The sequence below is a fragment of the Streptomyces sp. NPDC048473 genome, assembly GCF_043200155.1.
Classification (GTDB): domain Bacteria; phylum Actinomycetota; class Actinomycetes; order Streptomycetales; family Streptomycetaceae; genus Streptomyces.
In genome coordinates, this window is the sequence record NZ_JBICXE010000001.1 from 715,135 (window position 1) to 725,243 (window position 10,109).

Here is a 10,109-nt window from a genome sequence, read left to right on the forward strand (position 1 = left end):
GCAGCCGGGGGGACGCCGTCTCCACGCTCAAGAGGCGTCCCACCCACACAACTGACCGTCATCGACGTGATGGTGACAGGCGGTACGGTCCACGAGCTCATGACCCACCGGAGCCGGGGTGACAGGGGCACCGCTCGCGCAGGGGTGACTTTCGGCAGTGCCGGGACGCCCCTCGGCTGCGTACCGTCGTCCGGGTGTACAGAGCAATGACCAGCGGTGCGGCCGCCCGGCGGGCCGTCGAACCGGGGAGCCTTCTGACCGTTGCCGCGGCGGTCTGCGTCGGGCTGAGCGCCATCAGTTTGTGGTGGGCCCTGCCCGCGGCCGCGGCGGCCTTCTTCGCCGGCCGGGAGCCGGGTAGGACCGGACCCACGGTTCTCGTGCTCGTCGCCGTCGTCGCGGGCGGAGTCGTGGCGGTGGCCCTGGTGCCCTCCTGGCTGCTGATGGCGGGGCGGTTCGTCGCCGTCGTGGCGGTGGCCGCGATGCTGCCCTGGTTCGCCGGGCGCTTCTGGCGCCAGTACCAGGAGCTCGTGCGGGCGTGCTGGGAGCGGGCCGGCCGGCTGGAGCGCGAACAGCAGCTCGTCGCCGAGCAGGCGCGGTCCCGGGAGCGGGCCCGGATCGCCCAGGACATGCATGACGTCCTCGGGCACGACCTCAGTCTCATCGCCCTGTCGGCGGGCGCCCTCAAGCTCGCCTCCGGTCTCGACGAGGCCCAGCGGACCGCGGCCGGGGAGATCCGGGCCCGGGCGGCCGCGTCGGTGGAGCGGCTCGGCGAGGTGATCGGCATCCTGCGCGAGGAGGCGGACGACGAGCCGCCGCGGCCGCCCGGCACCGGCATTCCCCGGCTGGTCGAGGAGGCCGTGGCCGCCGGTCTCGCGGTCGGCCTGTGGATCGACGGCGACGCCGACGGGGTGCCACCACCGGCCGCGCGGGCCGCCCACCGGGTCGTCCAGGAGTCCCTGACCAATGCGGCCAAGCACGCGCCGCACGCACGGGTGAGCGTGCGGGTGACGCACACGGCCGAGGAGACGACGGTCCGGGTGCAGAACGGACCTTCGCCCGCGCGGAGCGGCCCGGAGTGCGTACCGGGCACGGGGCGAGGTCTGATCGGGCTCGATGAACGGGTGCGGCTGGCGGGCGGAACGTTCGAACACGGTCCGTACGAGGGCGGTTTCGCGGTCACCGCGCGAATACCCCACATCCCGCCCGCCCACCGCCCGGCTGCGGCACCCCGGGCGTCGGCCCCGGCACTGCCCCCGGAACACCGGCACGCCCGCAGCCGTGCCCGCCGGGCGCTGGCCACCGCGGTCGTGCTGCCCCTGGTGGCGTGGGCGGTGCTGAGTGCCGTCCTCATGGGCTGGGACATCCGCTCGGCCCGGCAGTCCGTGCTGGACCCGGGCGACTACGCCCGGCTGCGGATGGGACAGGATCGGGACGCGGTGCAACGGCTGCTGCCCGAGCGCCAGACCACCCAGCGGCCGGTGGCCGGGGAACCGAAGGGAGAAGGCACCACGTGCGAGTACTACGCGATGACGGCGGACCGCTTCGACGACCGGTCCGGGGACGCCTACCGGCTCTGCTTCCGCAGCGGCAGGCTGATGTCCAAGGAGTCCCTGACCCCATGAGTGCGCCGTACAGGGCAGGGACGGTGAGCGACCGATGATCCGGGTGCTGATCGCCGATGACGAGCCGATGATCCGCAAGGGGGTGGGCGCCGTTCTGTCGACCGATCCGGAGATCGACGTCGTCGCCGAGGCCGCCGACGGGCACGACGCCGTGGAGCTGGTCCGCCGCCACCGCCCGTCCGTCGCCGTGCTCGACATCCGGATGCCCGGGATGAGCGGCATCGAGGCGGCGGCCGAGATCCGGCGCACCGTGCCGGAGACGGGGGTCGTGATGCTCACGACCTTCGGTGAGGACGACTACATCCTCCAGGCGCTCGGAGGCGGCGCCGCGGGCTTCCTGATCAAGTCGGGCGAGCCCGAGGAGCTCATCGCGGGGGTCCGCGCGGTGGCCGACGGCGCCGCCTATCTGTCACCGAAGGTCGCGGCGCGGGTCGTCGCCCATCTCTCGGCGACGGGCGCGGGCGCTCTGGCCGGCCGCCGCGCCGCCGCCCGGGAACGGGTCCACGCGCTGACCGGCCGGGAACGCGACGTGCTGGCCTTCCTCGGCAGCGGGCTGTCCAACGGACAGATCGCCCGGCGGCTCCATGTGGTGGAAGGGACGGTCAAGGCCCATGTGAGCTCCATCCTGGCCAGGCTGGGTGTGGACAACCGTGCCGCCGCGGCGGTCGTCGCCCACGAGGCCGGGATCGTCGCGCCTGCGGAGCCGCCTCCCGAGCGCTGATGCCGCGGTCCGGGCGAGCGGCAGGAAGGTGAGCAGCACGGCCGCCGCCACCGAGCCCCCGAGGACCGCACCGGCCAGCACGTCGTGCGGATAGTGCACCCCCACCAGGACCCGCAGCAGCGCCGCCGCCCCGGCCAGCGGCAGGGTGATGGCGGCGAGTCGCGGCCGCATCATGGCCAGGCCCACCGCGAGGCCGGCGGCCAGGGTGGCGTGGTTGCTCGGGAAGGACCAGTCTCCAGGGGGCGGGCATTCGGCAACGGCCTCCGCGCCACTGTGCAGGACCCGGCAGGGGCGCGCCTCGTCCACCACCTGCTTCACGGCCTCGCTCACCGCGTAGGCCAGTACGGTGCCGATGCCGGTGAGCACGGTACTGGCGGACATCCGGGTGTCCCCACGCCGTACGGCACCCCACCAGGCCCACACCAACAGCAGCCCGAGAGCCACCAGGGTGCCCTCGGTGGCCGTCTCCAGCAACGGCCCCGTCCATGAGGGGCCATCAGCCACCACCCCGGTCACCGACCGGTACGCGGACGCGGATGCGCCACCCGTCACCTCCACGGCTCCGGCCCTGCCCAACCCGCCCGGAGCAAGCCCCACGACAGCGGCCGCCCCCGCCCCAGAACGACACAGGCAGCCAACGGCCGCCCGTTCCGGGTCCTGTTTCTTCCGGTCTCTCGCTTCATGGGAAATGAACCTAGAAGCGGGGAGGGCGGAAAACCCGGGCCGAAGGGCAAGGGCCTCCCCCTGACGATCGTCAGGGGTGCCCGTGCCTGCGGGGCGGGTTCAGCGGCCCTGCTGTGTGCGATCGAGGTCGCGGGCGTAAATGCGGCCGGGGGAAGGAAATCCGTCGCGTCGGGCGAGCACGGCCGTCAACACGGAGGCCGCCAGCAGAGCGGAGGCCGTCCACGGCAGTGCCCCCGTCCCTGCGCCGTCCAGGACGACGCCGCCGAGCAGGGAGCCGCCGGCCATGCCGATGTTCCAGCCGGTGACCCAGAGGGAGTTGGCCGTGTCGGGATCGAGCGGGGCCGCCTTCACCCCCGCGGTCTGCGTCAGCGTCGGAATGCCGCCGTGCGTCACACCCCAGAACACCGCACCGAGCACTACGGCCACGGTGCTGTGCCCGACCGCGCCGAATGCCGCCAGGCACACGGTCGCCAACGCCAGCAGGCCGATCGTGGCGGCGCGCAGCCGGCGGTCGGCGGTGGCTCCGGCGATCCAGACACCGCCCATGGAGCCCAGGCCGAACAGGAACAGCACGGTGCCGGTGCCGACACCCAGCCCCGCCTGTTCCACGAAGGGGGCGATGTAGGTGTAGAGCACATAGAAACCGAGGACCATCAGGAGCGACGCGATGTTGATGGCGGGGATTCCGGGCGTACGGATGGTGCGCATCAGTCCCGCACCGCGGCTCGCCGTCTCGCCGGGCAGTTGCGGAAGATGCCACAGCGCGGTGGCGGCCAGGGCCACGGCCAGCGCGGTGAGCAGCCCGAAAGTGGCGCGCCAGCCGATGAGTCCGCCGAGCGCGGTGCCTGCCGGGATGCCGAGCGACAGCCCGACCGTCATGCCGGCCAGCGCGGTGGCGATCGCCTTGCCGCTGCGCTGCGGGGCCAGCCGCGCGGCGTAGGCCGGGACCATGGCCCACAGCAGGCCGGCGAACACCCCGGAGACGACCCGGGCGGCAAGTGTCAGGGCGAAGCCGGTGGACACCGCCGTCACCACGTTGGTGGCGGCGAAGCCGAGGAGCAGCGCCAGCAGCAGGGTGCGGCGGGGCAGGATCAGGGTCCAGGCGGTCATCGGGATCGCGGTGAGGGCCGCGGCGAGTGCGTAGACGGTGATCAGCAGCCCCGCACGCGCCTCGCTCACGCCCAGGTCGGCGCTCATCGCGGGCAGCACTCCGGCCGGCAGAGCCTCGGTGAGGATGGTGACGAACGCGGATCCGGCCAGCACCAGGAGCCCGCCGAGCGGCCAACTCGCGGCGGTGGACGGTGGATTCACAGAACGCGGAGAGTGAGTGGCAGAGGTCATGCCCGGAGGCTAAAACCCTCACGTCTACGTGAGGGTCAAACCCGGGACCCACCGCCCCGGCCTCACACCTCCACGGTCACACGGGCGGCCTTCCGGGCGGCCCGCAGATAGGCGTCGACGGCGTCGCGATTGCGGGTCAGGCACCGGATACGGCTGTCGAGGTGCTCCCGCTCGGCGGCCACCTGGTCGAGCATCTGCGCGCAGGGGACCTCCGGCAGCAGATCCGACGGGCCGTCGAGATACGGCAGGATGTCGCGGATGATCCGGGTGGGCAGCCCGCACTCGATCAGCCCGCGGATCTGCCGGACCACCTCGTCGGCGCCGTCACAGAAGTCGCGATAGCCGTTGCTGCTCCGGGCGGGCCGGATCAGCCCCTCCTCCTCGTAATAACGCAGCGCACGCACGCTGACACCGGTCATCCGCGAGAGCTCGCCGATCTTCATGTAACCCACCTCACAACGCCTCGGATTGACCCTCACGTCCACGTGAGGGTTTTACGTTACTGCACCTCAGCCCCGGCCACGAAGGAAAGGCGCACGCACATGTCCGACCCGAGCATGACCGACCGCATCGACCCCCAGGTCCACCAGGGCCTGCAGGGCCTCCACGCACTGACCGGGCCCGGCGGTCTCATCAATTTCGACATCCCGCGCCAGCGCGAGCTGTACGAGGAGATGAACCGGGCGGCCCTCGCGGCACTGCCGCCCAATGACCGAGTGCAGTACGAAGACCGCACCGTGCCCGGCCCGGCCGACGGCCCGGAGGTGAACGTACGGATCTACCGCCCCACAACCAGCACGGACACCGGCACCGGCACCAACGCTCTCCCGGGCATCCTGTACATCCACGGCGGCGGCATGATCACCGGCAGCATCCGGACCGACCACCGGCAGGTGCTGCCCCTCGTCGAAGCGGTCAACGCGGTCGTCGTCTCCGTCGAATACCGCCTGGCACCCGAACACCCCGACCCCGCCCCCGTCGAGGACTGCTACGCCGCACTGCTGTGGATGTCCCGCAACGCCTCCGAACTAGGCGTCGACCCCGGCAGGCTGGCCCTCTACGGCGGCAGCGCGGGCGGCGGCCTGGCCGCCGGCGTCGCCCTGCTCGCCCGCGACCGCGGCGGCCCTCACCTGGCCTTCCAGATGCTGCCCTACCCGATGCTCGACGACCGCAACACAACACCCTCCAGCCACGAGATCACCGACATCGGCATCTGGGACCGCGCCGCCAACCTCCAGGGCTGGCAGTCCCTCCTGGGCAACAGGCTCGGCACCGACCACGTCAGCCCGTACGCCGCGCCCGCCCGAGCCGAGGACCTCAGCGGACTGCCGCCCACATACCTGGACGTCGGCGACCTCGACCTCTTCCGCGACGAAGACATCACCTACGCCAACCGGCTCATGCAGTCAGGCGTCCCCGTAGAGCTCCACGTCTACCCAGGGGGCATCCACGCGAGCGAACTACTCGCCCCCGACGCCGAACTCAGCACCCGCATCACCCACTACCGCACAACCGCACTCAACCGGGCCCTGAACCGTTCCTAGCCAGTGCGCATGAGTGAGTCCTGGACCCACCGATGTGTACTGAACGCATCCCGAACGGTTTTGGATGCGCTGGGTTCCCGCTTTCTCGTCCCGTTCGGCGGCACGCCTCCAGGGGCGTGATCCGTTGCGGGTGGGCGGGTTCCCTCACGCCCCCGGTCACCTGGCCCGGCCTGGACGGTCCGATGCCCCGCACGATCACTCCGGTCGTGTGGGGGCGGTGCCGTCCTTCCCCAAGCTCTCAACTCCGTTCGAGCAGGGGATACCCCATCCCGGACCGGGTGCCCGAGGGCGCGTCGTCCGATCGCGATACCGGCGGCATCATGACGGGACATCCTTCGCTTGGGGGTGGCCAGCGGCTTCTGCCAGTGCTGGGCACCCCCCAGGGAGGTGTAGGCGGGGTCGACCGCGAACATGCTCAGGCCTGATGGGGATCTCTGGAATCGGCCAGGGCTGCTCGTCGCCCCGCTCGCTCCATTCCTGAACCGAGTGGGGAGCGGAAGTGAGCGCCTTGCAGGTGGCGAGCCGGGGCCGCCACCTTGGCCGACCCGTCGTCTGCGCATGTGGACCGGCCACACCGAGCTCAGCGAGCTCGGTGTCAGTCGTCGGTGGCCTGGTAGAGCGTGGTCCAGAAGTCGTGGATAAGCCGCGCCGAGTCCGGGGTGGACATCCCGACCTGGGTGAGCAGGATTCCGGTGAGCTGGTTGTCCGGGTCGGCGTAGGCCGTGGTGCCGGTACCGCCGTCCCAGCCGAACTGGCCGATGGGCGCGTGGTCGCCACGATAGGTGCGCACTGCCATCCCGAAGCCCCAGCCGCCCTGCTGCCCTTGGCCGACCGCGATGTGGGCGATGTTCCTGTACATGGTGTCCCGGGCAGCTTGTTGCTCGGGCGTGAGGCGATTGGTGGTCATCAGCTCGACGGCGGGCCGGGACAAGATCCGTTCGCTGCCGTGCATGCCGTGGTTCAGCAGCATCTGGAAGTAGGCGTGGTAGTCGTCGGCGGTGGAGACCAGCCCGCCGCCGGCGCCCTGGAACGCCGGAGGCCGGCTGGTCCTTCCGCCTTCCGCCTCGTCCCACACGAGGAATTCTCCGGTCTGCGGGTCGGGCCCGTAAAGGGGCGGCAGCCGGTCGATCTTGCCGACGGGCACGTGGAAACCGGTGTCCTTCATCCCCAGCGGATCGAGGATGCGTTCGCGCAGGAACGTCTCCAACAGCTGGCCCGTGACCCTGGCGACAAGCACGCCAAGTACTTCGTTGCTGAGGTCGTACTGCCACCGCTCTCCAGGCTGGTACGACAGCGGCAGCTCGCCAAGGCGGCGCATCCACTCGTCCGGCTCGGGCGCCGGCCCGGACGCCACGCTGTAGTCGGTCCGCTCGAACGTCGCGGCCCTGATCGGGGAGTCCAGCAGATCGAAATCCACTCCGAGCCCGAACGTGGAGGTCATCAGGTCCCGAACGGTGATCGGCCGCTGGGCCGGCACGGTGTCCTCCAGCGGGCCGTCGGGCCGCTTCAGCACCCGGCGGTCGGCGAGTTCGGGCAGCCACGGGTCCACCGGCTCGTCCAGCCGCAGCCTGCACTCGTCGAGCAGGACCATCGCCGCCGCCATCGTGACCGGCTTGGAAGTGGACGCCATCCGGAAGATCGTGTCCCGGCGCATCGGCGCGCCACCGTCATGACGCATCGTCCCGATCGCTTCGACGTGCGTCCGGCCGCCGCGGCCGACCAGGGCGACCAGCCCGGGAATCCTCTTGGACTCGACATGCCGCGCCAGCACCTCGCGCAGTCTGCGGAGCCCTGCTTCGGAGAAGTCGCTGTTGCTTTCACTCATCATGAATGTCCTTGTCTACGTGCATTCGATCCCCTGGAACCCTCCGCCGGGAGGAGGGGACCGATCCCCCTTCGAGGCGGCCATGCGATGAGCGTGCACCCTGACCCAAGGTCAAGGTCAACCTCTATCGCGGCCATGGGCTGACCGGCACCGATCGCAGGCTTTCCCGGCCTGGAACCGGAGTTGGCCGCCGGTCCGCGCCGGTCGGCACGCCGAGATCGCCACCGAGTCCCACGCACTCCACGCCGCCCTCGGCCCGGTCCTCGACACGTTGACCGTCCCGGTGCCGTACCTGGTCGCTCGGGTGCCAGCCTCGGCGACAAGGGTGATGAGCGGGAACAGATACGCGCTAACCTCACCCCTGTGATCGCCCGCAGCCCCTACCTCAAAGTGAGCGCGAAGGTCGCCTGCGGCCACCGCTCGATCCTGCCCAAGGACTTCTGTGCCACCGCCGACGCGGTTCGCGAGACTGCAGCCGCCCACGATCTGGAGGTGCGTTGAGCCGATGGCAGACGGGCTCACGATCGGTCAGGCAGCGGCGTTCGTCGGCGTCACGATCAAGACCGTGCGGCACTATCACCGGCTCGGCCTGGTCGCCGAGCCGGGACGTGATGGTTCCGGCTACCGGCGTTACGGGTCGGCCGACCTCCTCCGGCTGGTTCAGGTCCGGACCTTGGCCGGAGCCGGCGTGCCGCTGGCCGAGATCGGTGACCTGCTCGACGCCGATCCCGAGCGGTTCGCCGCCGCCCTGGACGACGTCCATCGTCGGCTCACCGAACAGGTCGAGGACCTGATCGCGCGACGCGACACGCTGCACCGGCTCGCCCATGGCGACCGGGCCCTGCTGCCCGACCGGGCCTGCGCGGTCTTGGACCGACTCACCGATCTCGGCTTCAGCCCCGACTACGTGGCCACTCAACGGGAGGCCCTGGTGCTGGCCCGGGCGCTGGTCCCGGAGGTCTTCGACACCTTCCTGACCAGGCTTGAACACGGGCTTGACGATCCCGAGTTCGTCGAGCTGACCAAGCGCGGCTTGGATGCGACGTCATGGGATCCCGACGACCCGCGGATCGAGGAGCTGGCGTCCACGCTGGCCGACAAGCTGCTGGCCAACCGCGCGCTGCTGGCGATGCCGACCGGGTCTCAGAACCAGTCCGACGCCTCCGCCCGGTACGGACTGGTCAACCACCACCGGGAAGACCAGGAGCCGTCCATCGCCCGGTTGAACACGCTGGTCGAGGCGAACCTGCGCGCAGCCGGCATCGGCATCCCGCATCAGTGACGGCCGCCCAGCAGAACCGATGCTGCGGCGGGACGCCCGCCTTACCCCGCCGCGTCCGGACCGGGCCGGCTATCGGGCGACCCCTGCGCTGTGGCGCCCGACCGCAAGTCAGCGCGCCGTCGATGGGGAGCCAAGGTGAGCAGGTCTGGAGAGACCCTGAGCACGAGGTGGGGAGATTCAAAGAGCGCCATCAGGCCCTGTTCGGCGGCCATGGAGACCAGCCGGGCCTTGAGCCTGCCGTCGGTATGCCGGAGATCAGCTGCCGGAACCGCTTCCTGCGGCCGTGCTTCTCCCGGGTCTTCTCAGTGGTGAAGTCGAGGTCCTCGATGCCGATCACGGTGACGCCGGCCTGCTTGGCCCAGTTGATCAGCCGGGTCAGTGCGTGGCGGATCTGGGCGTCGCGGTGTGTGGTGGTGCCCGACAGGTCGCAGGGGAAGCGGTGCGGGTCGAGTCGGTAGGCGGCGAAGTGGTCGGCGTTGGTGCGATCGAGTGCCCGGCCCGCATAACCGCACGCCGCTTCCGGTTTTCCGGCCGCCGCCTCCACCAGGGGCATTGCGTGATTGGGATTGGTCCGGTTCGCCGGTCTCGTGAGTGACGTGGCGTCATGTCCGTTGTGCGGTAAGGGGCCTGGGAGAGCAGAGCAGGCACGGTGCTGGTGATCATGTGGTTGTCGAGACCCATGAGAACCGAGCGAGACCGTGCCTGCCCGAACATCATCGCCCATCCCTTCCGCACTGGAGCAACTGGGCTCCCCGACTGATCCCCTCACCTCAAGCGATGTCGCTGACCTGCGGCGTTTCCTGGTCCTGGTTGCCGATCCCCGCGATGCGCGAGGGCTGCGGTATCCGGCCCTCGCGTTGCTGTGCGCAGCCGTCTCGGCGGTGCTGACCGGGGCTCGCTCGCTCATCGCGATCAGCGAGTGGATCACGGATGCCCCGCAGCATGTGCTGGGTGTCCTCGGCTTCGCTGCCGATCCACTTACCGGTCTGCGGCCGGTGCCGCACGCCGCAACCGTGCGCCGCCTGCTGCAGCGCGTGGACGGTGACGCGCTGGACGCGGCGATCAGCGCGTATCTGCAGGGCAGAACGCC

General features: G+C 70.8%; 9 protein-coding genes and 2 pseudogenes. 6 read left to right on the top strand and 5 right to left on the bottom strand.

What is annotated here, in order from left to right:
• Positions 1 to 194 precede the first annotated feature (194 nt).
• Positions 195 to 1,622, top strand: a complete 1,428-nt coding sequence (locus ACGFU7_RS03300; protein ID WP_393691774.1) for a sensor histidine kinase — start codon at positions 195 to 197, stop codon at positions 1,620 to 1,622.
• 34 nt (positions 1,623 to 1,656) lie between these two features.
• Positions 1,657 to 2,343 carry a response regulator gene (locus ACGFU7_RS03305; protein ID WP_393691776.1) on the top strand — a complete coding sequence of 229 codons (687 nt, stop codon included), beginning with the start codon at positions 1,657 to 1,659 and terminating at the stop codon, positions 2,341 to 2,343.
• Between the two features lie 87 nt (positions 2,344 to 2,430).
• Here ACGFU7_RS03305 and ACGFU7_RS03310 read toward each other — a convergent pair.
• The 3 genes and pseudogenes from ACGFU7_RS03310 to ACGFU7_RS03320 all read right to left on the bottom strand — a co-directional run.
• Positions 2,431 to 2,940, bottom strand: a pseudogene (locus ACGFU7_RS03310) (phosphatase PAP2 family protein); the annotation flags it as partial.
• A 186-nt stretch (positions 2,941 to 3,126) separates the two neighbouring features.
• On the bottom strand, positions 3,127 to 4,368 hold the full coding sequence (locus tag ACGFU7_RS03315; protein ID WP_393691778.1) for an MFS transporter: 1,242 nt from the start codon (positions 4,366 to 4,368) through the stop codon (positions 3,127 to 3,129).
• A gap of 62 nt (positions 4,369 to 4,430) precedes the next feature.
• Positions 4,431 to 4,811, bottom strand: coding sequence for a MerR family transcriptional regulator (locus ACGFU7_RS03320; protein WP_393691780.1), 381 nt, complete (start codon positions 4,809 to 4,811; stop codon positions 4,431 to 4,433).
• A gap of 99 nt (positions 4,812 to 4,910) precedes the next feature.
• Between ACGFU7_RS03320 and ACGFU7_RS03325 the strand changes: the two genes are divergently transcribed.
• A complete protein-coding gene (locus ACGFU7_RS03325; RefSeq protein WP_393691782.1) occupies positions 4,911 to 5,912 on the top strand; it encodes an alpha/beta hydrolase in 1,002 nt (333 codons plus the stop codon).
• A gap of 595 nt (positions 5,913 to 6,507) precedes the next feature.
• Here the strand turns inward: ACGFU7_RS03325 and ACGFU7_RS03330 are convergent.
• Positions 6,508 to 7,737 carry a serine hydrolase domain-containing protein gene (locus ACGFU7_RS03330; protein ID WP_393691862.1) on the bottom strand — a complete coding sequence of 410 codons (1,230 nt, stop codon included), beginning with the start codon at positions 7,735 to 7,737 and terminating at the stop codon, positions 6,508 to 6,510.
• A 363-nt stretch (positions 7,738 to 8,100) separates the two neighbouring features.
• Between ACGFU7_RS03330 and ACGFU7_RS03335 the strand changes: the two genes are divergently transcribed.
• Together ACGFU7_RS03335 and ACGFU7_RS03340 are read left to right on the top strand one after the other, a co-directional pair.
• On the top strand, positions 8,101 to 8,238 hold the full coding sequence (locus tag ACGFU7_RS03335; protein WP_393691783.1) for a hypothetical protein: 138 nt from the start codon (positions 8,101 to 8,103) through the stop codon (positions 8,236 to 8,238).
• A 4-nt stretch (positions 8,239 to 8,242) separates the two neighbouring features.
• Positions 8,243 to 9,019 carry a MerR family transcriptional regulator gene (locus tag ACGFU7_RS03340; RefSeq protein ID WP_393691785.1) on the top strand — a complete coding sequence of 259 codons (777 nt, stop codon included), beginning with the start codon at positions 8,243 to 8,245 and terminating at the stop codon, positions 9,017 to 9,019.
• Positions 9,020 to 9,189: 170 nt separating this feature from the next.
• Here the strand turns inward: ACGFU7_RS03340 and ACGFU7_RS03345 are convergent.
• A pseudogene (locus tag ACGFU7_RS03345) lies at positions 9,190 to 9,539 on the bottom strand (IS200/IS605 family accessory protein TnpB-related protein); the annotation flags it as partial.
• Positions 9,540 to 9,717: 178 nt separating this feature from the next.
• Between ACGFU7_RS03345 and ACGFU7_RS03350 the strand changes: the two are divergent.
• Positions 9,718 to 10,109 (top strand): transposase family protein (locus tag ACGFU7_RS03350; protein WP_393691787.1); only part of this gene is annotated, 392 nt, incomplete at its 3' end.

What these genes read in the sequence shown, in the direction of transcription:
- ACGFU7_RS03305 (WP_393691776.1), top strand. Translation starts at nt 1,657, where the DNA reads ATGATCCGGGTGCTGATCGCCGATGACGAGCCGATGATCCGCAAGGGG.
- ACGFU7_RS03315 (WP_393691778.1), bottom strand. Translation starts at nt 4,368, where the DNA reads ATGACCTCTGCCACTCACTCTCCGCGTTCTGTGAATCCACCGTCCACC.
- ACGFU7_RS03320 (WP_393691780.1), bottom strand. Translation starts at nt 4,811, where the DNA reads ATGAAGATCGGCGAGCTCTCGCGGATGACCGGTGTCAGCGTGCGTGCG.
- ACGFU7_RS03325 (WP_393691782.1), top strand. Translation starts at nt 4,911, where the DNA reads ATGTCCGACCCGAGCATGACCGACCGCATCGACCCCCAGGTCCACCAG.
- ACGFU7_RS03330 (WP_393691862.1), bottom strand. Translation starts at nt 7,737, where the DNA reads ATGAGTGAAAGCAACAGCGACTTCTCCGAAGCAGGGCTCCGCAGACTG.
- ACGFU7_RS03340 (WP_393691785.1), top strand. Translation starts at nt 8,243, where the DNA reads ATGGCAGACGGGCTCACGATCGGTCAGGCAGCGGCGTTCGTCGGCGTC.